General features: G+C 36.6%; 20 protein-coding genes, 3 tRNA genes and 3 pseudogenes. 6 read left to right on the top strand and 20 right to left on the bottom strand.

From position 1 onward, the window contains the following. Positions 1 to 464: 464 nt before the first annotated feature. From ACQH2O_RS06965 to ACQH2O_RS06930, 8 genes are all read right to left on the bottom strand, one after another. Complete coding sequence (locus tag ACQH2O_RS06965) at positions 465 to 1202, bottom strand: putative folate metabolism gamma-glutamate ligase (protein WP_010081866.1); 738 nt, start codon at positions 1200 to 1202, stop codon at positions 465 to 467. 1 nt (position 1203) lies between these two features. Then, positions 1204 to 1683 (bottom strand): dihydrofolate reductase, encoded by a 480-nt coding sequence (locus ACQH2O_RS06960; protein ID WP_425385171.1) that lies wholly within the window; start codon positions 1681 to 1683, stop codon positions 1204 to 1206. Continuing rightward, positions 1680 to 2960, bottom strand: coding sequence for a dihydropteroate synthase (folP, locus tag ACQH2O_RS06955; RefSeq protein ID WP_138317886.1), 1281 nt, complete (start codon positions 2958 to 2960; stop codon positions 1680 to 1682). The genes ACQH2O_RS06960 and folP overlap by 4 nt, the downstream gene beginning before the upstream one ends. Beyond that, positions 2957 to 3343: a dihydroneopterin aldolase gene (locus ACQH2O_RS06950; protein WP_264722868.1), complete on the bottom strand. Its 387-nt coding sequence runs from the start codon at positions 3341 to 3343 to the stop codon at positions 2957 to 2959. The genes folP and ACQH2O_RS06950 overlap by 4 nt, the downstream gene beginning before the upstream one ends. Positions 3344 to 3382: 39 nt before the next feature. Next, positions 3383 to 4039, bottom strand: a complete 657-nt coding sequence (locus tag ACQH2O_RS06945) for a CADD family putative folate metabolism protein (RefSeq protein WP_425385170.1) — start codon at positions 4037 to 4039, stop codon at positions 3383 to 3385. 70 nt (positions 4040 to 4109) lie between these two features. Further along, a tRNA-Ile gene (locus ACQH2O_RS06940) sits at positions 4110 to 4186 on the bottom strand. A 42-nt stretch (positions 4187 to 4228) separates the two neighbouring features. After that, on the bottom strand, positions 4229 to 4552 hold the full coding sequence (trxA, locus tag ACQH2O_RS06935; protein ID WP_010962901.1) for a thioredoxin: 324 nt from the start codon (positions 4550 to 4552) through the stop codon (positions 4229 to 4231). A 127-nt stretch (positions 4553 to 4679) separates the two neighbouring features. Next, positions 4680 to 5300, bottom strand: coding sequence for a ribonuclease D (locus ACQH2O_RS06930; RefSeq protein ID WP_010962900.1), 621 nt, complete (start codon positions 5298 to 5300; stop codon positions 4680 to 4682). Between the two features lie 180 nt (positions 5301 to 5480). Here ACQH2O_RS06930 and ACQH2O_RS06925 point away from each other — a divergent pair. After that, a tRNA-Gly gene (locus ACQH2O_RS06925) sits at positions 5481 to 5553 on the top strand. 930 nt (positions 5554 to 6483) lie between these two features. Here the strand turns inward: ACQH2O_RS06925 and ACQH2O_RS06920 are convergent. Then, positions 6484 to 6783, bottom strand: a complete 300-nt coding sequence (locus ACQH2O_RS06920) for a hypothetical protein (RefSeq protein WP_156768666.1) — start codon at positions 6781 to 6783, stop codon at positions 6484 to 6486. On the opposite strand from ACQH2O_RS06920, the pseudogene ACQH2O_RS06915 reads away from it, so the two are divergent. The 3 pseudogenes from ACQH2O_RS06915 to ACQH2O_RS06905 all read left to right on the top strand — a co-directional run. Further along, a pseudogene (locus ACQH2O_RS06915) lies at positions 6679 to 6953 on the top strand (transposase); the annotation flags it as partial. The gene ACQH2O_RS06920 and the pseudogene ACQH2O_RS06915 sit on opposite strands and share 105 nt — an antisense overlap. 42 nt (positions 6954 to 6995) lie before the next feature. Continuing rightward, positions 6996 to 7640 (top strand): annotated as a pseudogene (locus ACQH2O_RS06910) (IS630 family transposase); the annotation flags it as partial. A gap of 72 nt (positions 7641 to 7712) precedes the next feature. After that, positions 7713 to 8807 (top strand): annotated as a pseudogene (locus ACQH2O_RS06905) (IS3 family transposase). Positions 8808 to 9004: 197 nt separating this feature from the next. Here the strand turns inward: ACQH2O_RS06905 and ACQH2O_RS06900 are convergent. The 3 genes from ACQH2O_RS06900 to rpmE form a co-directional block, all read right to left on the bottom strand. Continuing rightward, a complete protein-coding gene (locus ACQH2O_RS06900) occupies positions 9005 to 10360 on the bottom strand; it encodes a hypothetical protein (RefSeq protein WP_070356931.1) in 1356 nt (451 codons plus the stop codon). 83 nt (positions 10361 to 10443) lie between these two features. Continuing rightward, on the bottom strand, positions 10444 to 11238 hold the full coding sequence (locus tag ACQH2O_RS06895) for an NAD kinase (RefSeq protein WP_070356930.1): 795 nt from the start codon (positions 11236 to 11238) through the stop codon (positions 10444 to 10446). A gap of 38 nt (positions 11239 to 11276) precedes the next feature. Further along, positions 11277 to 11480, bottom strand: coding sequence for a 50S ribosomal protein L31 (gene rpmE / locus ACQH2O_RS06890; RefSeq protein ID WP_007548602.1), 204 nt, complete (start codon positions 11478 to 11480; stop codon positions 11277 to 11279). 128 nt (positions 11481 to 11608) lie between these two features. Here rpmE and fabD point away from each other — a divergent pair, with 128 nt between their 5' ends. After that, a complete protein-coding gene (gene fabD, locus ACQH2O_RS06885) occupies positions 11609 to 12589 on the top strand; it encodes an ACP S-malonyltransferase (RefSeq protein ID WP_038199165.1) in 981 nt (326 codons plus the stop codon). 39 nt (positions 12590 to 12628) lie between these two features. Here the strand turns inward: fabD and gpmI are convergent, their stop codons facing one another. The 7 genes from gpmI to ACQH2O_RS06850 form a co-directional block, all read right to left on the bottom strand. Beyond that, complete coding sequence (gpmI, locus tag ACQH2O_RS06880; protein WP_010082408.1) at positions 12629 to 14149, bottom strand: 2,3-bisphosphoglycerate-independent phosphoglycerate mutase; 1521 nt, start codon at positions 14147 to 14149, stop codon at positions 12629 to 12631. Positions 14150 to 14182: 33 nt separating this feature from the next. Continuing rightward, positions 14183 to 14254 (bottom strand) — tRNA-Asn (locus tag ACQH2O_RS06875). An 807-nt stretch (positions 14255 to 15061) separates the two neighbouring features. After that, a complete protein-coding gene (gene purH, locus ACQH2O_RS06870; protein ID WP_010082407.1) occupies positions 15062 to 16573 on the bottom strand; it encodes a bifunctional phosphoribosylaminoimidazolecarboxamide formyltransferase/IMP cyclohydrolase in 1512 nt (503 codons plus the stop codon). 80 nt (positions 16574 to 16653) lie between these two features. Continuing rightward, positions 16654 to 17553, bottom strand: coding sequence for a methionyl-tRNA formyltransferase (gene fmt, locus ACQH2O_RS06865; RefSeq protein ID WP_010962892.1), 900 nt, complete (start codon positions 17551 to 17553; stop codon positions 16654 to 16656). A gap of 12 nt (positions 17554 to 17565) precedes the next feature. Next, a complete protein-coding gene (gene rplT / locus ACQH2O_RS06860; RefSeq protein ID WP_006279340.1) occupies positions 17566 to 17931 on the bottom strand; it encodes a 50S ribosomal protein L20 in 366 nt (121 codons plus the stop codon). A 20-nt stretch (positions 17932 to 17951) separates the two neighbouring features. Continuing rightward, positions 17952 to 18158 carry a 50S ribosomal protein L35 gene (rpmI, locus tag ACQH2O_RS06855; protein WP_007548610.1) on the bottom strand — a complete coding sequence of 69 codons (207 nt, stop codon included), beginning with the start codon at positions 18156 to 18158 and terminating at the stop codon, positions 17952 to 17954. 98 nt (positions 18159 to 18256) lie between these two features. Next, the gene (locus ACQH2O_RS06850) at positions 18257 to 18700 is read right to left on the bottom strand and encodes a PAS domain-containing protein (protein WP_010962890.1); all 444 of its coding nucleotides are present in this window, start codon (positions 18698 to 18700) and stop codon (positions 18257 to 18259) included. Positions 18701 to 18865: 165 nt separating this feature from the next. Here ACQH2O_RS06850 and alaS point away from each other — a divergent pair, with 165 nt between their 5' ends. Then, the gene (alaS, locus tag ACQH2O_RS06845; RefSeq protein ID WP_010082404.1) at positions 18866 to 21499 is read left to right on the top strand and encodes an alanine--tRNA ligase; all 2634 of its coding nucleotides are present in this window, start codon (positions 18866 to 18868) and stop codon (positions 21497 to 21499) included. A gap of 280 nt (positions 21500 to 21779) precedes the next feature. Here alaS and ACQH2O_RS06840 read toward each other — a convergent pair whose 3' ends face one another. Further along, entirely contained in the window at positions 21780 to 21941 is a 162-nt protein-coding gene (locus ACQH2O_RS06840; protein ID WP_010962888.1) for a hypothetical protein, read from the bottom strand. Positions 21942 to 22463 lie beyond the last annotated feature (522 nt).

Genomic DNA, 22463 nt, shown 5'->3' with positions numbered 1-22463 from the left:
TTAAAATATTGGCGTTTTTTATGTTTTAAACGCTTGACAAGCAAGATTAAGCTGCTTTTAATTGCAACTAACTTACGCTGCAAATGTTTAAGAAGTTTACTAAGCAGAAAAAAAGACAAAGAATCCCCGAGTTAGCTAGTCTTTTACTATCTCTGTCGAGTATTGGCATTTTTTGATGTCTTGTAACGCTTTATAAGCGCGTTCAGCTTATTTAGATAAAAATCTAGATGTAGATGAAGTTTTGTAAAGACATACAGTATCTATGTACTGCAAAAAATTAAACATAAGACGCCGATACATTAAGTAATCCTTACCTTTTAATCTGCAGATTGGCGAAAGCAAATACAATAGCTTCACTATCATGATAAGGGCGCTGGCGAAGGGTGTCAAGTAAGTTTTTTGTTTCTATTCCCAATGTTATATGGTTATGTAAGAAGTCTAATAGCAAATTTTTAAGTTCCTCTTTAACTCTTTAACCAGCGGGCTCGCATGAGGAGAGGAGAGTAAAGGTCCTCTTCCATAGATATCTTCACACTTTTTTCTTCTTCTGTAGTTGGCGGACGAGTAAGAAAGTGAATCTTTGGTGCGCCACTAATTATTGCCATTGGTGTTTGCTCCGCCCCTTCTCCCATAACTAAAACAGCAGACGTTGCCAGCGCATCAAGAAGATTGACTTGTGTTACTTGCAGTGGTTGATCATAAAGATCTGGCTTGCCTATATAGGAATAAAATGGTTCAAATCCACACCAACCAAGAGCAACGCCCGTAACCCCAAGGCGCATAGGTGTTATGTTACTATCTGTAATCAAAATACCAAGATGTTTTATGCAGTGTTTTGTCTTGAGATAGTTCCATATTGATAGAGCTGTTTTCTGAACATCCTTTGGGTATAAAATATACATTTCATTACCATTTGATTCATCAATACCAGCAGATGGAATTAAGATATTGTCTTTGATTGTTAAATAGATGCCGTAAGAATTATGGTCTACATCAACAATTGCATCAGCTTCTCTTTTGATTAGCTCTTCTTTAGAACAAGCAGTTTTGCAAACCACTTGTTTTTGACAAATAGAAATGATTTTTGATGTGATAGCAAGAACAACTTCCTCTCTTAGCAACTCTGAAACATAGCGATCAAGAACCTGCTCTAATACTTCTCCACATTCAATGCGGTGGGTATAAATTGCTTCAACATGCATATTAACGTGTCAGCTTGCATATAGTATAATCTTTCGTTTTGGTGAGAATAGTTTTATGCCATCCATCAAGAAGTGTTAAGTTGAAATATACATCACCTTTATAGGGTTTGTAAATTTCTGTTATGATAAATTCTGAGATTAGATCATACTCCAAAAAAAGATGCGCTATTTGTGCTCCACCAATCATGAAGACTTTAGAATTACTTTGGATTGACAAAAACTCTTGCATAGAAGAAATAATAGTGCATTTTACTCCTCTGTTAAAACAAGAATTTAATTTGTCACGAGAAAAAACAACAGGGATACGATTCCCTAATATGTCTTGAGGCATAGTTTCAAATGTCTTTCTCCCCATAACAATAACTTGTTTTTCAGTCACCTGACGAAAATGATCTAACTCACTTGGATAATGCCAGGGCAATCCATTATTTATTCCAATTACCCCCTTGGGATCAACAGCCATAATTCCGATAACTATCATCCCTGTAAAGCAGCTTGAGCTACAAAAAATCGCATGTGATCACGCACATTATGCACTCGAAGGAAATCAACCTTGTTGTGTAATACAGATGATGTAGCAATTGTTTCTAAATCTCGGTTAAAGACAGGTTCTGTAGAAAAAGAAGAAATAAATGACTTTCTAGAATGGCCAACCAGAACTTTGCAGCCAAAATTTTGTAACGTTTCTATACTGCGTAAAATCTGGATATTCTGGTACATAGATTTGCCAAAACCAATACCAGGATCAATAATGATCGAGCTTTGATCAAAACCTAGAGCTAGTAATCTATTAATGTTCCTTTCTGCCCAATTATTTATGGTATCAATTGGATCAATGTCACTTGGGATAATGTTGTCACTATGTGGTGGTATGGAGAGTGAATGCATAATAACGATACTACATCCACTGCTAGCAATCGCTTTTAAGGTATTATCATCTAGATCTCCCTTCTGATCGTTTACCCAGGCAATGTTGTAGTGCTCCAAAACATTCAAAATAACATCTGGCCAGAAACTATCAATGCTGACTTTAATGTCACCAACTTTCATATACTGATTGAGATTATCAAGCACTGGTTTTAAGCGTGCATATTCTGCTTTTGGAGTTTGTATTGAGGAGCCAGGTCTTGTTGATTGAGCACCAAGTTCAACTATGCTTGCACCATCTGATAACAGCCGCAGTGCCTGCTTGGTTGCTTGATCTGCATCATAATAAAGACCACCATCTGAAAATGAATCAGGAGTAATATTGACAATACCTACAAGCTCTGGTGAAAGCGTAAAACTCCTTAAAAAGCAATCCTTAATGTTAGGGTTAACAGTACCAAACGTTTTGTTAACTACTGCCATAGGGTTCAGCATTGTCATCAAGTGAAGCAAAAATGGTCTGTTTATCAATTCTGGGTGAGGAATCTTAAGGTAGGGTGTATCAAGTGTCAGGTCATCCCATAACAAAATATCCAAATCAATAACGCGAGGTGCCCATTTTTCATAGACCTGCAGACGGCCAATGTCACATTCAATTTGTTTAAGGCCCTTTAACAGCTCTTCAGGAGAAGAAGAACAACTTCCATACACAACCATATTTAGAAATGGCCTGTCCCACCCAGGTGAAGCATCATTTGGTAAAATAGCCTTAGTTTCCAGAATAATTGAAGATTTTAAATTTTTAAAATAGCGCTCCTGCAGTAACTGAGCAGCCTTTTGTAAATGGGAAAAGCGATTTCCTATATTTGAGCCAACAGAAATGTAAATCATTCTTGCAACGCATTACGATAAGTAAAGAAAACACCTCCATGCACACTGGGGACAGGTGGTGCAACTTTGTGAATAGTTACGCCTATAGAAGAAATAATAAGCTTTTTTTGCATCACAAGGTTATTAATGGTCCTGTATATATCATGAGTTAAATGCTCGATTAAGTTGAATTGCTTGCTTTGAACGAGAGATTGAATACTCTGAACTACCTCCAAGTAGCATATAGTATCCTCAAGCCGGTCAGTTGTAAGTCCTAAAGGGGGGGATTTAAAGGTAAAATCAATATTAACACTAACTAATTGAGAATGATACTTCTCTTCTGCACTATAGCCTAAATGAACCCAAAGCCGTAAGTCAGATATAAGAAGATTACATGCAAACATTGCATTCCAACATCACTGAGTTTAAGCTACTTACAACTACTAACACACGCTAGCATTCATCATTCCATCAAGAAAACCCCACAAGAGCCTTGCTCCCTTTTGAGCACCCTGCATAACTTTATCTTGCTCTTTTTCATCTAGATCTTCAATAAGATTTGCACATTCCTCAGAATGCCATTCATCAGCATGCATATGGACCGTAAAAAATTGAAGAGAACGCTCATCACTTATTGAATAGTGTTTTTTTAAACCTTCAATTTTAGACTTGGAAACCTCTGGAGTTTGACGTTCGTAAGCGTACAAGGCTCCAAGACCTGCTGCAAAACCTGATCTTACAATGTCAAAGTAACCATCAATTAATTCTTGTGTCTCCTTAATCTGTGCACTTTCACAAAGATCAGATCGCGCAACGCCAAGCCCTTCAGCAAAACGTTTCCATAACTCTGGATGATTTTCATCACCTTGTTCCTCTTCTATTAAATTACCAAGTAAAACCTGTCGCATTTTTAGATCTGGGCACAGAAAATGTATACCACTGATGTAACGAGGAAACGCAGCAACATGGTGATAATATTCTTTAGCATAGGTTTGTAAAGCTTGCAAGCTTAAGCTTCCTGTATTCCATGATTGGTAGAATGGATGATTTAGTAAGTGCAATTCATCTAACTTGTTATTTAGAGACTTAGTAAATTCCATCATTTCCCCCATTACATTAATATATAGTTCATATACTATAGTTTTCTCATTGTTACGATCATGCTAACAATGGTGGGATTGGTAGGACTCGAACCTACGGCCAATTCGTTATGAGCGAACTGCTCTAACCGACTGAGCTACAATCCCTTTTATCAATATTTATAATACACACAAAAGCAAATTTGTCTATTAGCTTATTTCACTATCAACCCAACTTAGCAGATCATTTGTTGCACCAATTTTGCGTGCAATTTCCTTACCATCTTGAAATATAATCAAAGTAGGTATAGATTGAACCCCATACTTACTTGGCACTTCAGTCCCTTCATCTATGTCGAACTTGCAGATCTTAATCTTGCCTTTTCTGTCTTTAGCCAACTGTTCAATACGCGGCATTAGACTTTTACATGGCCCACACCATTCTGCCCAAAAATCTACCAGAACAAACCCTTTATAGTCAGTGACTTCAGATTTGAAATTTTGATCATTTACCGGTGTAATATCATCACTCATAAAATACCTAAACTTAAAACGATTGCTTGTAAAATATAGCGTATCTATTAGCAGTTAATCAACTAAATTCTTACCGCAGAGCTTGAAAAATTGCCCTAAAGTGTTTTGCACAAACAAAAAACTTCTATTACATCTGGTGGTTAAAGATATCCACGTTTTCCCAACCCATTAAGTCTAATTCAATACGAGTAGGAAGAAATTCAAAGCACTTTTGGGCCAATTCTTTTCTATTTTCACGCTCCAGCATTAAGTCTAGCTTTTCCTTTATCCTGTGGAGATACAAAACATCAGATGCAGCATAACTTTTTTGTTTGTCTGTTAAATTTTCATTTCCCCAATCAGAAGATTGCTGCTGCTTATTTAGTTTGGTATCAAGCAGCTCTAAGCACAACTCTTTTAAGCTATGATTATCTGTGTAAGTGCGAACTAAACGTGAAGCTATCTTTGTGCAATAGCACGGAAGTGCCCAAGTTTCCAAGTAATAACGTATTATGCTCACATCAAATCGCGCGAAGTGAAATATTTTAGTTATATTTTTATCCTCTAATATTTTTCTTAAATTTGGCGCTGTATAATCGTTCTTGAGTTGAACTAAGTGAGCGTTGCCATCATTAAAAGAGAGCTGCACAAGGCATAATCTATCTCTGCTATGAAGTAGCCCCATTGCCTCGGTATCAACAGCTATAGACCTTATATCATCTGGTATTGAACTAGCTGGCAAGTCGTCTTTATATAAAAATATTCCCATAAAATTAATACATTTTTTGGCACAATTGAAAACCTATGATAATCAAAAATGAGTCTTAAGTATACGAAAAGATCATAGAAGGAACCACGCAAATTTATGGGCTCTCACATTTTTCGTGTACACGGGGTTTACAAATCGCTGTATATGCCTATAATTAAGTAAATTTAGGTTAATTTAATTGCGGGAGTAGCTCAGTTGGTAGAGCGCAACCTTGCCAAGGTTGAGGTCGAGGGTTCGAACCCCTTCTCCCGCTCTTTGCTTTCAAAATCATTTCGTCAAAAATCCCTTGACAAACTCCGCCAGCGCCCTTATCATGATAGTGAAGCTATTGTATTTGCTTTCGCCAATCTGCAGATTAAAAGGTAAGGATTACTTAATGTATCGGCGTCTTATGTTCAATTTTTTGCAGTATATAGATACTGTATGTCTTTACAAAACTTCATCTACATCTAGATTTTTATCTAAATAAGCTGAACGCGCTTATAAAGCGTTACAAGACATCAAAAAATGCCAATACTCGACAGAGATAGTAAAAGACTAGCTAACTCGGGGATTCTTTGTCTTTTTTTCTGCTTAGTAAATTTCTTAAACGTTTGCAGCATAAGTTAGTTGCAATTAAAAGCAGCTGAACTTCGCTTGTCAAGCGTTTAAAACATAAAAAACGCCAATATTTTAAAGCGGATAATAACCACGGGGCTTCTTTTGCCTTTTTTTTCATTTGGTAAATTTCTTAATGTTTGTGGCTGAACGACAACCGTCATCCCGCTACTTGTTAGCGGGATCTCTTGTTAGCGGATGAGATACCGCGAATGAATCGCGGTATGACGTAGGACTGCTGTCATTCCAGCGCGTGACGCTGGAATCCAGTTCTTATTACCTGGTGTAAAGTTAAGTTTCCTGGATCCCAGTGTCTGGGCACTGGGATGACAAGAAAGGAGCACTGGGATGACAAGAAAGAGGCTACTTGGATAACAGAAGAAGGAGGCTACTTGGACAACACCCTGACAACCATCATCCCGCTACGTGTTAGCGGGATCTGGAAATACCGCGGCGGTATGACGTAGGACTGCTGTCATTCCAGTCTGGAATCCAAAAAAGGATGATGTCATCCCAGTGCTTGACACTGGGATCCAGCTTCTGTGCAACCTCATCAAAAACATTCATTTAGTATAAACTTTCCATGCTAGTTTGCTTGCTTACAAGCAAACTTTCCTGGATCCCAGTGGGCTTTGTTGCATCGCTCAAGTGAAAAGAACTGGCAGTTACTGACAAAATTCATTATAAATAGCCATTTAACTGTTGAAGAAAAAATATGCCACAAAAAATGAGAGTCAGTAACTGCCATGAATATAACAAATTTCTCCAAGAAAGAGGAAGCATTTTTTGTTATATCAATGACGCCATAGAAAATTGGTACGAGAATTGTCCAAAAATGCAGGGCGGCAACTATATTTATAGTGATAAAGTTGTGATTTTGGTGCATATAATCGTCAGTTTCTTTAGAATTGGTTTAAGACAAACAGTCGGGTTTATAAAAGGGTATTTGCAACAAATAGGAAGAGATTTGCAGCTATTCACAAGCATCAAAAGAAACTTAATATTAAGATAAATGATTGCAGAATTGATAAAAATATAGCTCTTTCCATAAAAGTCCGGATGTGATAGGATAAGGGTAGATGATGATAAGGAGGTTGAATGCCAGCAGCATATAGTTATGATTTAAGAAAAAAAGCAATGGAAGCGCTAGACGAAGGAGAAAGCAGAGAAACAGTGGCAGCAAGATTTAAGATTGGACGAACTACTTTATGGGAGTGGCAGCAAAGAAGAAAAGAAACAGGAGACTTTCAATCAAAAAAACTTGGAAATGGGGGTTACAATCACAAAATTACCGACTGGGATACCTTTGCCAAATTTGCCAGAGAACACGGAGGAAAGACTCTATCGGAAATGGCTAAACTTTGGAACAACGTTAGTATCCAAACGATCTATCGAGCCCTTAAAAAAATTGGATTTACGCGCAAAAAAAGACATATGGATACAAGGAAAGAAACGAAGAAAAACGTGCTGAATTTTTGAAAATTATAGCGACAAAAGAACCTAAAAACTTAGTGTATATAGATGAGTCTGGCATTGATAACACCGAACTACGGATATTGCCAGAAAGGACAGCGGTTTTATGCCTTAAAATCTGGAAAGAAAACTCAACGAATCAGTATGGTTGCAGCCTTAAGTGGAAGAAAGATAGTTGTTCCGTTAACCTTTGAAGGCCACTGTAATATGGATGTTTTTAATGGATGGTTTGAGCAATTTTTGACACCGATCTTGGAACCTGGACAGACTGACCTTACCCAGAAAAAGTGGAGAGAAAGAAAGGAGTTTTTTCGGGTAAAATAAAATTTTGGAGGATTAGAAATGGCAAGAGAATATACGGCAGAATTCAAATTGGAAGCTGTTAAACTGGCAAATGAACAAAGAAAGGCAGGTCAAACAATTACAAAAATAGCAAAGGATTTAGGAATAAAGGGTGGTTTATTAGGAAAATGGATAAAGAAACACAACGAAAAAAAGTCGGCAGCAGATGCATTTCCAGGTAGAGGTAACATGGCTCCTTACGACAAAGAGAGGTTTGATTTACAAAGAGAGTTAGCAAGAGTAACAAGGGAAAGAGACATTTAAAAAAAAGCCCTGGCCAGTCAAAAAGAGTAAAATATTTTTTTATATAGTAACTGCTATAAAGTACAGGAATTATGTAGGATTTTCTGCTAGTGGCTACTATAAGTGGACCACAAGAAAAATAAGCAGTAGAGAATCAGCAAATAAAGAGCTACTCGCAGCTATTCAAAAAATATATCAAGTTTCTAAATGTAGATATGGAGCTCCTAAAATTCATGCTGAATTGAAGGCTTTGGGTAAAAGTTGCAACTTAAAAACAGTGCAAAGTATTATGCAGAAAAATGGTATTCAGGCTATATTGAGAAGAAAATTTAAAATTAAGAAACAACAAACGGACAGTAGCTCCCAATATATTAGACCAAAACTTTATTGTCGATCAACCAAATAAAGTATGGGATTACTTATATAAAAACCAAAGAAGGATGGCTATATTTGGCAACAATAATCGATCTATATTCACGCATGGTAGTTAATGAGCAGTTCAATAAATAAACAATTGGTTATGGACTCTTTATTAATGGACGTTAACAAGCGTAAACCTGCCAAAAATCTACTATTACATAGTGATCAAGGTTCACAATATACTTCGCAAGGTTATCAATATCTCTTATCCATAAAAAACATAGATGAGTTATAAAGGTTGTTGTTACGACAATTCTGTTGTGGAAAGCTTCTTCAGTTCTCTAAAAAGGGAGTTACCAATAGACACCTCTCGGCACTCTAAACAGCATATCAAAACTGCTATATTTGAATATATAGAAATTTTTTATAACAAACAACGTCACTATTAACTATTGCATTCCTGAGCATTTTGATTCATCATTCTCTTTGTGAAAAACATTCCAAACTTTCTCTCCACTTTTTCTGGGTAAGGTCAGTCAGCTACTTGGATGACAGGGGAGGGAGGTGCTACCCTGACAATCGTCATCCCGCTACGTGTTAGCGGGATCTAGAGATACCGCGAATGAATCGCGGTATGACGGTCTGCAGCGGTATGACGTAGGGCTGCACTAGCTATATCATGCATTTTATTAACCGACACTATAAACAATATCCTTACAATTATGAGATTGAACCACAACTTGCTCAAGCGTTAAGCTGCTGCGTTTAGCGTCTTTACTGTGATTTTCCCCAAGAACATTTGTTCTTTCTCGTTTTATTTCCTCAATGAATTTCCCATTAACATCTTTAGGATCAATCTCTTCTTCAGAATATATAAGGTTAGTGCAATTTGTTTTTCTATAATAATGCACGCCAAGACATATAATTGATAATGCAAGTATACCAGAACCTATAAGTAATGATAATCCTATGTTATTAGTCAAAGGGTTTTGGTAAAATTTTTGTACACCATTAACACCATGTGTTGCAAGTAGCCCTAGAGGAAACGCTATATTTGCAGCAACTACACCAGTAAATAATGCAGTAAATATTGGTCTGTCGTTAATTACTGATTTTATTTTATTAGTTCTAGTAATTACTTTTTCGTCAATGTTAGTGAAGCCTTGTTTAGCTTCCCAAGCATTAAGTACAAAATTTGAATGAGTGCCATTGCTATATTCCAGTCTTACAGATTTTATAGCTTTATCTTTTGGCTGGTGCTCCAACACCTCAGCTAAAATTTTATCCGCATCTTTTTTTTGAATGGAATGTTCTTCAGTATCTATAAATTGCCTTGTTGCAAAAAATATTGGACCAATTGCAAGCAATGCAGCAAGTGCGATAACTGGTATAGTGATATATTTTGGGCTGTTTGTAAAAAATGCAATAAATTTTGCTTTATCTTGTAAATATAATAAAGCTGCAGATATACTGAGTATAATAGCACTTGCAGTAAAAATTATAAAGCCCTTCTGCTGCATGGAATACTTTGCTCTTGGCAAGAATCTGTTTGTTTTTTTATTTGTTGTGCCACCTACATCAGAATTTAGTGACAAAGATTCTTCAGAGTCATCTGTCTTATATGATGGTGGAGAAGTTGAAGGTACATTGCTAAGTTTGTTACTTGATTCTCTGCTTAACCGTGTTAATGTTTTATCAAGATCATCAGGATCATCAAATACTGTCTCTTGAGAAGGGGATCTGCTTAGAGTTGAATTTTGTGGCACGTCAACATGAGTTTCTTCACCTTTTGTTTCTTCTAGGGAAGGAGGTGATACTTGAGTCTCAAGAGTTAACGGATCTCTTGAATTAGCATTGCTGTTTTTTTTCTCTTTAAATTCTTCCTCTAACAAAGCTTCTAAAGCTGTATTTTCATCATTTTTTTTCGGAGTACTTGTCCTAAGTGCTGGTATTGGTAAAATTCCTGGTGTTATCTCGCCATCTTCACTTATTGATGTGGAAGAAATTAATGTTACTGTTTGTTCTTCATTTACTGGTCCAGGCATATTCACTCCAAAATTAATTACTATGCTGCATTGATTACGCTATAGTTATTAAGATATAGTAAATACCAATTTACGGATAATTATTAGTATAGAAATTGTCTATCAAAGATTCTTTCATTCAGAGGGTAATCTTTGTCAAAAAGCAAAGTTATTGTGTTTTCGTGGTCTTTTTGTATTTTTATCTGTGATATATTATGAAACTCCTTGTAATCTGATACTACAAGTGCTGGACGGTTTTTTGTGTCGTTAATGTCAATTTGTACGATTGTATCGTTTGATATTAACGCTCCATTCCAATGCCTTGGGTAATAGCTATTGATAGAAGTGAGTGCAAGTAAATTTGAATTTAGCGGCAAGATTGGGCCACCGGCAGAGAAGTTGTATGCAGTGCTGCCTGTGGGGGTAGATAATATTACTCCGTCCCCTCTAAATTTTTCTACTTTTAGCTTATCATTAATAGTAATATTCATCTCTACTATTTGGTTCGCTTTTCTAAAAACGTATACTTCGTTTACTGCTATGTAATGATATCTCTTGCCACTTGTGTCTGTTGCTTCCATTTTTAGCAAAGTTAACTGAGTTGAAGTTGCATGCTCTATATGATCAATTAAATCTTCACTGCAGCTAAAGCATTTATTCATCAAAAACCCAACATTGCCAGTGTTTATCCCATACACATGCATGTTTTTATTTTCTATGACGTAATTGTGCAAAGTGCGTAGCATAAAGCCATCACCGCCAACAACTATCAATAGATCGATTTCGGACTTATTTTCTTCTGTTATATTGATAAAATTAAGTTTCTTTAATAGTTTAGATACTTCCTGCGATTTTGGTGATGGAGAAGCAACATAGCCTATATTTTTGTATTTATGCATGCTTCAGTAAACTCTCTAAAACTTAAAGAGGAGGAGAATTAGAAAATGCTTCCATATTTATCGTTAAACTTAGCTAATTTGCTAGTTTTACTTGCTAAACCGCTTGTCAAACTTCCAGTCCATGCAGGGTGAGTAAGAGGATCTCTATCAAGTTTTACCCTATCTCCCTCCTTTCCATAAGTGGAACGAGTTTCAAACTCTTGACCGTCTGTCATAACTATAATAATTTTATGATAATTCATTGTTGTTTATAAACTTTTAGTCAGCTAATATTCTAGTGAACTTAATTCACTAAGTCAATCATTATTCTAAAATATTGACAAAAAATAAATAAAGTAGTATATTTAATAAGGAATAAATAATAACTATCATGATTTTTGCTTTCCCCGGTCAGGGCTCTCAGTTTGTAGGAATGGGAAAGAGCTTATATAGTGAGTTTTCTGTTGCAAGACAAGTATTTAATGAAGTAGATAGCATATTGGATGGAAAGCTGTCTCATTTAATCTTCAACGGTCCTATTGAAGAATTAACCATTACAGAAAACGCTCAGCCAGCTATAATGGCAGTATCAATTGCAATGCTACGTGTTATGGAGCATGTGTTTGGCAAATCTCTTTTCACTGATCACAATGTTAAATATGTTTGTGGGCATTCAGTTGGCGAATATACAGCGCTGTGTGCTGCAGGAGCGTTAACGCTTGAGTCTGCAATCAAGCTGCTGAAAGTTCGCAGCGAAGCAATGCATGAAGCTTCACTGAAATGTAAAGGCGGAATGGTTGCGTTGCTTGGAGCAGAGATAAATGAAGTGGAAGATATATTGAAATCAGTTCAAATTGACGGAATTTGTGAAATTGCAAACGATAACGGTGGCGGACAAGTGGTTATAAGTGGCACTAGAGAAGCTCTTGAAATGTTACCCGATTTATTCAAAAACTCGAGTGTGAGGAAACTAATTAAATTACAGGTTAGTGGGCCTTTTCATTCATCTCTTATGAAACCTGCTGATGAAAAAGTTTTGGAGTTTTTGAAGGGTATTAAAATAACCCGTCCTATAGTTCCTTTGATATCAAATGTTACAGCTAAAGAGGAGAGTGATCCCAAAGTTATAAAAACTTTACTCGCCAAGCAAGTTGTAAGCAGAGTGAAATGGAGAGAAATGGTTTTGTATATGTCAAGCCGTGGCATTAACAAATTTGTTGAAATTGGCCCTAATAAAGTTTTATCTAATTTGGTCAAAAGAATTGACCAATCTATCAGTACAAAAAATATAGATAGTATTGGTGATATTGACAGCTTCTTTAATGAATCATTAGTACTAACAGCGAAAAATTTAAAAGTTGGATTAAGTTAAAACACATCTATTTGATGTCATTCCGGTGCATAACGCTGCCTAGCTGGAATGACAGAGGGTAATGCAAGAAATCAACGAACTGCCTGTCATTTCGTTTGGTTTTTTAATTCCAAGTAGCTGTAAAATAGTAGGGGCAATGTCAGATAACCTTCCGTCTCTTAGTTTTAGATTATCGCAAGACACAATAAATGGCACTTTATTTAGAGTGTGTGCTGTATGAGGTGTATTATTTTCTTCATCGAACATACATTCCACGTTACCATGGTCTGCAGTAACAATTAATGCGGTGTTGCTTGACTTTTTAACAGCATTCAGCACTTTCGCAAGACAATCATCTACAGCTAGCACAGCTTTCTCGGCTGCTTTTATATTACCTGTATGCCCTACCATATCAGGATTAGCGTAATTTACAACTATCAGTGCGAATTCTTGGGAGTGAATTTTTTCTACAAGCTTTTCTGTGAGCTCGAAGGCTGACATTTCGGGCTGCAAATCGTAAGTTTGAACTTTTGGTGAGGGAATGAGTATTCTTTCTTCACCAGAGAAAGGTTCTTCTTTTCCACAATTGAAAAAGAAAGTCACATGAGCGTATTTCTCGGTTTCGGCGATACGTAATTGTCGTAATTTATTGTCTTCTATTGTTTGTCCTAGAGTATCAGCGAAAGAAGTAGGAGGAAAAATATAAGGAATTTTGAGATCTTCTTTATACTTCATCATACTTAAAATTGAAGAGAATTTTGCTACCTTAGCGTAATCTGTTTTGCCAAGCAAAATACTTGCTAATTGTATCATTCGATCAGCACGAAAGTTAGCCAACAGCACTCCATCTTCTGGTTTTATACCTTGATAATCACCTATTACTGCGGGCCTGATAAACTCATCAGTTATGTTATTTTGATAGTTATTCTCAATCAACGATACTGCATTATCATGACAAGGTGCCTTTGCAAATGCGATAGCCTCATAAGCTTCGATTGTTCTCTTCCACCTGTTGTCACGGTCCATAGCATAGTAACGCCCAGAAACAGTAGCAATTCTTGTGTCATTTCCCTTTATACTCTTTGTAAATTCTTGAATGCATTTTTTTCCTGAATTTGGCAATGTGTCTCTGCCATCTAAAAATGCATGTATCACCACTTTTATTCCATGCTGTGATATTTTATTTGCTAAAGTTGAAATATGCTTTTGATGCGAATGAACACCACCATCGGACACCAATCCCATTATATGGCATACTCCGTTCTTACTTTTTAGATCATTAATAAAACTTTGTAGATTTACATTGTTTTCTATTGTTCCAATCTCTTGATTAATGCGCTGAAGGCTTTGTATTACCACTCTACCACTGCCAATATTCATATGGCCAACTTCTGAGTTACCTATTTGACCACCAGGTAACCCCACATCAGCTCCACAGGCGGATAAACTGCATTTTGGATAATTAGAGCTAATATATTGCCAACAGGGTGGATTTGCGTTGCTGATAGCGTTGTATTTATTATTCTCTATTCCATTTCCCCAGCCATCTAGTATACATAAAACCACTGATTTAATGTTCATATAAAATCAACACTAGAATTTCACAGAGAAGAGCTCCCCGGGCCGGATTCGAACCAGCGACCAATTGGTTAACAGCCAACTGCTCTACCACTGAGCTACCGAGGAATAAACCGTTTTTAATTTACCATGTTGAACGTTGGTTGTAAACGTTTTTTGTGTAGACTTTAAGTCCAACTGACCCATAGAAACAAAAAAACTTACTTGACAAACTCCGCCAGCCCTCTTATCATGAGACTGAAGCTATTGTATTTGCTTTCGCCAATCTGCAGATTAAAAGGTAAGGATTACTTAATGTATCGGCGTCTTATGTTCAATTTTTTGCAGTATATAGATACTGTATGTCTTTACAAAACTTCATCTACATCTAGATTTTTATCTAAATAAGCTGAACGCGCTTATAAAGCGTTACAAGACATCAAAAAATGCCAATACTCGACAGAGATAGTAAAAGACTAGCTAACTCGGGGATTCTTTGTCTTTTTTTCTGCTTAGTAAATTTCTTAAACATTTGCAGCGTAAGTTAGTTGCAATTAAAAGCGGCTGAATCTCGCTTGTCAAGCGTTTAAAACATAAAAAACGCCAATATTTTAAAGCGGATAATAACCTCAGGGCTTCTTTTGCCTTTTTTTTCATTTAGTAAATTTCTTAAACATTTATAGCTAAACGACAACCGTCATCCAGCTGCTTGTTAGCGGCTGAGATACCGCGAATGAATCGCGGTATGACGGTTCGCAGAGGCATGACGGTTCGTGGCAGCACGATAAGCTCGTTATCCCGCTACGTGTTAGCGGGATCTCTTGTTAGCGCCGCGGCGGTATATTTGTCATCCCGCTAGCGGGATCTATGTTGAGAGATACCGTGAATGAATCGCGGTATGACGGTTTGTGGCGGTATGACGATAAGACACAAAGCCTAATGGAAAAAACTGCGAACGCCAGTGAAAAACATAGCAATTTTATTTTCATTTGCAGCTTTTATCACATCTTGATCTTTCAGCGAGCCGCCGGGCTGAATTATAGCTGTAATCTCATGTTTTGCACTTTCTACTATGCTATCTGGGAATGGAAAAAATGCATCTGAAGCAAGCACTGCACCTTTACATTTTTCACCTGCTTTTTTCACTGCAATGTTCACACTATCTATTCTGCTTGTTTGCCCTGCACCGATGCCAATAGCACAACCATCTTTTGCTATAACTATTGCGTTGGATTTCACATGCTTACATATTTTCCAGGCAAAAATAAGATCTTTTTTTTCTTTGTCTGTTGCAGTGCATTCTGTTACTTGTTCTGCTTTTATTGTGTGGTCATTATTTTCTTGCACCAAAAACCCACCAACAACATTTTTAGTTTGGTATTTCACATTTTGTTGAAAAGATTTATGAATAATCACTCTTAAATTTTTCTTTCTTTGTAAAATTTTTAGTGCCTCATTGTTTACCGATGGTGCTATCACTACTTCCAAAAATATCTCGTTTAATTTTTCTGCTAGCTTTAAATCTATCTCCCGGTTTAAGGCAACTATACCACCAAAACTGCTTACTTCATCGCACGATAGAGCTTTTTCATATGCCTCCAAAGCATTATTACCAATAGCAGCGCCACATGGGTTATTATGCTTGATTATCACTGCTGCAGGTTCTTCGAATTCAGAAGTTATGTTAAGTGCGGATTCTATATCTACTATATTATTATAACTCAACTCTTTTCCATGTAGTTTTTCCAACGGATATTCTGTAAATTGATTACTATAAAATGCAGCTTTTTGATGGGGATTTTCACCATACCTGAGTTCTTGTACTTTATGCCCGTATAGAGCAAAAAACTCTGGTAACTCATTATTTTTACTCTGGGATAAAAACCAACTGTGAATATTAGAATCGTAGTGTGCAGTGAGAGCAAATGCTTTGGTTGCTAAGTGTTTTCTATATTCCAATGTTGTTTTATTGTTATTTTCTATCATCTCAGCTTTCAGTGCTTCATAGTCTTGAATGCTAGAAATAACTGAAGTAAAACGAAAGTTTTTTGCTGCAGCTCTAATTAACGCCACTCCGCCGATATCAATTTGTTCTATAATTTGCTCTTCATTTGAGCCGCTACTTACTGTCTCCCAAAATGGGTATAGGTTAGTTATAAGCAGTTCTATTGGCTCAATACCTAGATTTTGTATTTCCGTTTTGTGTTTTTCTCTATTGCAAAGTATGCCTCCATGAATTTTAGGGTGTAAAGTTTTTACTCTACCACCCAGTATCTCTGGAAATTGTGTGTAATCTGAGACCTCTTGTGTTTTTATTCCTGCACTAGATAGCACTTTATAAGTATTGCCCGTTGAAAGAATTTCTATTTGTTGCTGCGTTAAAAACGATGCAAGATCAATTATATTCGTTTTATCGTATACTGATATTAAAGCTCTTTTTATTTTCATTTTTATATGGAAAGTTTTTTAAGATTATATCTAAGAAAAGGAAATTTAGCTATTACATTTCTACACTAATTTAAAGCAGCCTATTCTATAAATTTTTTTACCATGCTTGATTTCAAGCCACGAATAAAATCTTCAATACTGCAAGGATTTCTCCCTTCCATTTGTACAACTTTAGGAATTAAAGTGCCACCTTTTAAACTTATGTGCATATTATCGTTAACAATCTTACCTTGTTCTGAAGCGAGAGCTTCAAAGTCAGCATCAAGTATCCTGATACGTTTATTTTCTATCTTAATGAATGCTTTTGGGTAAAACGCTTTAACTTTTCTATAAGCAACTTCACAAGCATCACTTGCATAAATTTTATAGTCTTCCACTTTGTCAGCGTAACATGCATCGTTATCGTTCTGTTTTAAGGGAAGCTGTTTTTCAATTTCGTTTAGCACTTTCAGCAGTAAATCACTGCCTAGCTTAGATAATTTATCATGCAATGTCTTGTAATTATCGTTCTTTTCGATAAGAAATTTTTCCTGTTTTAAAATAGTGCCGGAATCTAATCCTTCATCCAATTGCATAATGCTAACCCCGGTTTCTTGATCTCCTGCTAAAATTGTGTGCTGTATCGGGGCTGCACCACGCCACCTTGGTAGTAATGAAGGATGAATATTAATACAACCATATTTAGGAATATTCAAAATTTCTCTTGGAAGTATCAATCCATACGCGGCAACAACCGCAACGTCTGGCTTGAAATTTCTAAATTTTTCTTGCTCTGCCGAGAACTTTAGAGAGATAGGAGTACATACCTCTATGTTACTTTCTTCAGCGATAACATGTACTGGAGATTTCGTTGGCTTCTGTCCACGCCCCGAAGGTTTTGGAGCCTTGGTGTATACTGCCACCACTTCGCTCTTTGATTTCAGTAACAAGCTCAGAGAATTAACAGCAAATCCTGGTGATCCCATGAAAATAATTCTCATGGTGTTTTTGCTTTAAGAATTCTCCGCTAATTTACCACTTACAGTTTCTACTAATTTGGCAAAATCATCCTTATAATTAACTGCCATCTCAGCAAGAATTTTTCTATTTAAATCAATGCCGGCAAGTGTAAGACCATGCATAAACCTACCATAAGTAAGCCCATGCTCTCTTGCTGCTGCATTAATACGTATTATCCATAAGCTACGGAAATCACGTTTACGGGTTCTTCTGTCTCTGTAAGCATATTGCAGTGCTTTTTCAACTCTTTGTAATGCAATTCTATAACAGCTTTTTGCACGCCCTCTATAACCCTTTGCCAGTTTCAATATTTTTTTATGACGAGCGTGAGTAGTGACTCCACGTTTTACCCGAGCCATTTTATTTTACCTCCATTTTGTTAAATACCGTAAGGCATATGAAGCTTAACTATACGCGAGTCAGATTTACCAAGAATCGTTGTACCGCGCTGATTACGAATATTAGATTTACTTCTCTTTACCATGCCATGCCTTTTGCCTGACTGAGTAGAAATAACTTTACCCTTAGCTGTAAGGTGAAAGCGCTTTTTCACAGAAGATTTGGTTTTTAATTTTATTTTCTTCATATTCCAAATAAATTTACAAGCACTACTATTGAGTTCTTTAATAGTAATTAAGCATTAGTATAAATAATTTTATTAAAGAATCAAATTAAAATTGTATATTAAAGGAGTTTAAAAGTAATTACGCCCAATATGTGTGTTATACCTTCTTTATTCCCAAGTGGCAACAATACTTGCCTCATTTTAACACTTTCACTTTCTTCCTCTTCATTGATCGGGCATTTACTCTCTATTACAGTATCAAGTTTATCAATAACTGCATCTATTTTATATAGTCGCAAAAATGGTGCATCAATTGCATACTTATTATCAATGCGCGTCTTTTTCTCAAAACCATAGAATTCAACAGCCTTTTCTCCTGCATTTTCACAAATATAACCTTGATCCTTGACTTCAATGACAAAACAATGCTGCCATGATTCCATTATTTCTGCAGTGTCTATTTCATGCCTTTCTGGCCAATCTCTGTCTGATCCTTTTATGTCATTCCAGTGTTGAGTCACCACATTTGCTATTCTTTTTTCTTTGCCTACATAAATTTCCATTCCAATTTCCACATATAAAACACAGATATGAGGTAAATTTATCGTGAATATATTGATTTTTTCTTACCACAAGGTGCATGTCACTAGAAGTTCTGAGATCTAGAGAGTGGTATTGATTTTATTTCCATTACAACTTATTATTTATAGATAACCTCAATAAAAACGATGAAGCTAAACGAAATCAGAGAAAGATTTATAAAATTTTTTGTAAATAATGACCACGAGCAGGTTTCTTCTTCTCCTTTGATTCCAGAACATGACCCAACGCTCATGTTCACAAATGCTGGTATGGTGCAGTTTAAAAATATTTTTACTGGTGCTCAAAAAACTGAAATGAAACGTGCTGTCTCAAGTCAAAAGTGCCTAAGAGCAGGCGGTAAACACAATGATCTGGAAAATGTTGGCTATACAACTCGGCATCACACATTTTTTGAAATGCTCGGAAATTTTAGCTTCGGTGATTACTTTAAGGAAACTGCGATAGAATTTGCGTGGGAATTTATCACTAAAGAGTTATCTCTTGATAAAAACAGACTATCCATAACCGTCTACCATACTGATGATGAGGCGTACGAGATTTGGCGTAAGATAAGTGGCTTTTCAAGTGATAAAATCATAAGAATTACAACGGATGATAACTTTTGGAGTATGGGAAGCACTGGTCCGTGCGGTCCATGTTCTGAAATTTTTTATGACCATGGGAGTCCTAATTTACAAGAGGGCGATAGAATTGTTGAAATCTGGAATCTGGTATTCATGGAGTTTAACAAAGATGAAGAAGGTAATTTACACAAATTGCCAAAAAAATGCATCGATACTGGAATGGGCCTTGAAAGAATAGCGGCTGTTATGCAAAACGTCCATGATAACTATGATATTGATCTATTTTCTGCTCTGATAAGTAAATCACAAGAGTACTGTGGAAGAACGGAAAATAAAATAGCGCATAAGATCATAGCAGATCATCTTCGCGCGGCTGCATTTCTCATCGCAGAAGGAGTGCTTCCTGGAAATGAGGGCAGGAATTACGTATTACGCAGATTAATTAGGAGAGCCACACGTTATATTCACCTGCTTGGATATAATGATTCCCTACTCCATCGTATTTTTCCAGTGTTGATAGATAGCACGAGTTCGGCTTATATGGGAGCTGAATTAGTCAGAGCTAAAAGCTTAATAGAAACGACGTTAAAATCAGAGGAAGAAAACTTTAAAGACACTTTGATGAAAGGTATCAATCTCCTGGAGAAATTCACTACAGATTTAAAATCGGGCGATACTTTGCCTGGAGAATCAGCGTTTAAGCTATATGACACCTACGGATTTCCTTTGGATATTACACTTGATATTTTAAAAGAGAAAAAAATAAATTTTGACCAGAAGGGTTTTGATGATGCAATGGGAGAACAAAAAGAGAGAGCACGTGCTAAATGGGCTGGATCTGGTGAAAAATCTGTTGAGCAAGTATGGTTTGATTTGATCAATAAATTTGGCAAAACAAAATTTGTTGGTTATGAGTTCAATGAAGTAAGTGATGCGAAAATACTAGCTATAGTTTCCTCTAAAAATGAAGTAATTGATTCTGCAAAGGAGGGAGAAAAGATAACCATTATACTTGATAAAACACCTTTTTATGGCGAGTCAGGTGGACAAGTGGGAGATACTGGCAGTCTGATCAAATCTGATAGAAGTATTATTATAGTCGAGAATACCAATAAGGTTAATGACCTATATTTGCACAGATGCATAGTTAAGTTCGGTTCAATTTGTAAAGGTAACACAGTTGCAGCAAGCATTGACAAGGAAAGAAGGCAAACCTTAAGAAGAAATCATTCAGCTACACATCTTCTGCACTTTACACTCAGAAAAATTCTAGGTGATCATGTCACTCAAAAAGGTTCCCTAGTTGCACCAGATAGACTGAGATTCGACTTCAGCCATAACACTCAAATGACTCAAGATCAGTTGTTTTGGGTAGAGGATATGGTAAACTCTCTAATCAGAGAAAATCTTTCCGCATCTACAAAAATTCAAAGCATGAATCAGGCAATAGACGAAGGAGCTATGGCGTTATTCGGTGAAAAATATGGCAACCAAGTAAGAGTAGTGAAGATTGGAGATTCAAGGGAACTGTGTGGTGGCACACACGTTGAACATACTGGAGAAATTGGTTTGTTTAAGATAGTAACAGAGAGTTCTGTTGCTTTTGGAGTGAGGAGAATTGAAGCTTTAACTGGTCAGGAAGCAATCAATTATGTACGTGATAATGAAATTAACTTAAAAAAAGTTGCAGAATTCGTAAAAGCGCCAGTGAGTGAAATAACAAGCAGATTAAGTATTTTAAGTCAAGAACACAAAAAATCCGAAACCAAAATAAAAAACCTATATAAAAAGCTTGTGAGTGCAGAGAATATAAAAAGCACCGAAATAAATGGAATAAATTTTATAAGCCACACTTTCACTGATATTCCAGCAAATGTAATAAGAGAGTTTGTTTTGCAGCAACAAAAACCAAAAACGGTAATAGCTTTTACGGCAACAGAAAAAGATAAAACAGTCTTGATTATTAAAGTAAGTAAAGACTTAATCAATAAGATTAGCGCAAAAGAACTAATATCCATAGCAGTTAAAAAGAACTGTGGTGGGAATGCTGAACTTGCACAAACAGGCTGTGATAGCAATAAAATAGATGATGCCATTACAGCCATTTATAGCAAAATAACAGCTTCTAAGCACTCTACGTCATACCACCACGAACCGTCATACCGCCGCGGCGCTAACAAGCAGCGGGATACTTAACCATCGTCTACACCGTCATACCGCGATTCATTCGCGGTATCTCTTAGCCGCTAACAAGAGATCCCGCTAACAAGCAGCGGGATGACGAATTACTATGCCGCCGCGAACCGTCATACCGTTGCAAACCGTCATACCGCGATTCATTCGCGGTATCTCTTAGCATAGATCCCGCTAACAGGTAGCGGGATGACGGTTGTCAGGCTAGCTGTCATCCAAGTAGCTCGACTACTTGGATCCAGGAAAAAGAATGGTGTCATGAAAGTAGCTGACACTGATTCCTTTATGATGGTGTCATCCCAGTGCCCAGACACTGGGATCCAGGAAACTTAATTGCAAGTAATGCATTGGATTTGGTGAGTATGGGTTTTGCGTTATAGAATGAAGCACTTTTGGTGAATTTATAAAGAAAGCTGGATCCCAGTGTCAAGCACTGGGATGACAAGGTATAAACCTTATCTTCATGCCGCCGCGAACCGTCATACCGCGATTCATTCGCGGTATCTCAGCCGCTAACAAGAGATCCCGCTAACAAGTAGCGGGATGACGGTTGTCGTTCAGCCACAAACATTAAGAAATTTACCAAATGAAAAAAAAGGCAAAAGAAGCCCCGTGGTTATTATCCGCTTTAAAATATTGGCGTTTTTTATGTTTTAAACGCTTGACAAGCGAAATTCAGCTGCTTTTAATTGCAACTAACTTACGCTGCAAACGTTTAAGAAATTTACCAAGCAGAAAAAAAGACAAAGAATCCCCGAGTTAGCTAGTCTTTTACTATCTCTGTCGAGTATTGGCATTTTTTGATGTCTTGTAACGCTTTATAAGCGCGTTCAGCTTATTTAGATAAAAATCTAGATGTAGATGAAGTTTTGTAAAGACATACAGTATCTATATACTGCAAAAAATTGAACATAAGACGCCGATACATTAAGTAATCCTTACCTTTTAATCTGCAGATTGGCGAAAG

The organism is Wolbachia endosymbiont (group B) of Schoenobius gigantella, assembly GCF_964031005.1.
Classification (GTDB): Bacteria; Pseudomonadota; Alphaproteobacteria; order Rickettsiales; family Anaplasmataceae; genus Wolbachia; species Wolbachia pipientis.
Note: the sequence above shows the minus strand (reverse complement) of the source record. Positions and strands in the feature narration are given on the sequence as shown.

Coding starts and splice junctions, on each gene's coding strand:
- ACQH2O_RS06965 (WP_010081866.1), bottom strand. CDS start 1,202: ATGCATGTTGAAGCAATTTATACCCACCGCATTGAATGTGGAGAAGTA.
- ACQH2O_RS06960 (WP_425385171.1), bottom strand. CDS start 1,683: ATGATAGTTATCGGAATTATGGCTGTTGATCCCAAGGGGGTAATTGGA.
- folP (WP_138317886.1), bottom strand. CDS start 2,960: ATGATTTACATTTCTGTTGGCTCAAATATAGGAAATCGCTTTTCCCAT.
- ACQH2O_RS06950 (WP_264722868.1), bottom strand. CDS start 3,343: ATGTTTGCATGTAATCTTCTTATATCTGACTTACGGCTTTGGGTTCAT.
- ACQH2O_RS06945 (WP_425385170.1), bottom strand. CDS start 4,039: ATGGAATTTACTAAGTCTCTAAATAACAAGTTAGATGAATTGCACTTA.
- trxA (WP_010962901.1), bottom strand. CDS start 4,552: ATGAGTGATGATATTACACCGGTAAATGATCAAAATTTCAAATCTGAA.
- ACQH2O_RS06930 (WP_010962900.1), bottom strand. CDS start 5,300: ATGGGAATATTTTTATATAAAGACGACTTGCCAGCTAGTTCAATACCA.
- ACQH2O_RS06920 (WP_156768666.1), bottom strand. CDS start 6,783: ATGCACCAAAATCACAACTTTATCACTATAAATATAGTTGCCGCCCTG.
- ACQH2O_RS06900 (WP_070356931.1), bottom strand. CDS start 10,360: ATGCCTGGACCAGTAAATGAAGAACAAACAGTAACATTAATTTCTTCC.
- ACQH2O_RS06895 (WP_070356930.1), bottom strand. CDS start 11,238: ATGCATAAATACAAAAATATAGGCTATGTTGCTTCTCCATCACCAAAA.
- rpmE (WP_007548602.1), bottom strand. CDS start 11,480: ATGAATTATCATAAAATTATTATAGTTATGACAGACGGTCAAGAGTTT.
- fabD (WP_038199165.1), top strand. CDS start 11,609: ATGATTTTTGCTTTCCCCGGTCAGGGCTCTCAGTTTGTAGGAATGGGA.
- gpmI (WP_010082408.1), bottom strand. CDS start 14,149: ATGAACATTAAATCAGTGGTTTTATGTATACTAGATGGCTGGGGAAAT.
- purH (WP_010082407.1), bottom strand. CDS start 16,573: ATGAAAATAAAAAGAGCTTTAATATCAGTATACGATAAAACGAATATA.
- fmt (WP_010962892.1), bottom strand. CDS start 17,553: ATGAGAATTATTTTCATGGGATCACCAGGATTTGCTGTTAATTCTCTG.
- rplT (WP_006279340.1), bottom strand. CDS start 17,931: ATGGCTCGGGTAAAACGTGGAGTCACTACTCACGCTCGTCATAAAAAA.
- rpmI (WP_007548610.1), bottom strand. CDS start 18,158: ATGAAGAAAATAAAATTAAAAACCAAATCTTCTGTGAAAAAGCGCTTT.
- ACQH2O_RS06850 (WP_010962890.1), bottom strand. CDS start 18,700: ATGGAAATTTATGTAGGCAAAGAAAAAAGAATAGCAAATGTGGTGACT.
- alaS (WP_010082404.1), top strand. CDS start 18,866: ATGAAGCTAAACGAAATCAGAGAAAGATTTATAAAATTTTTTGTAAAT.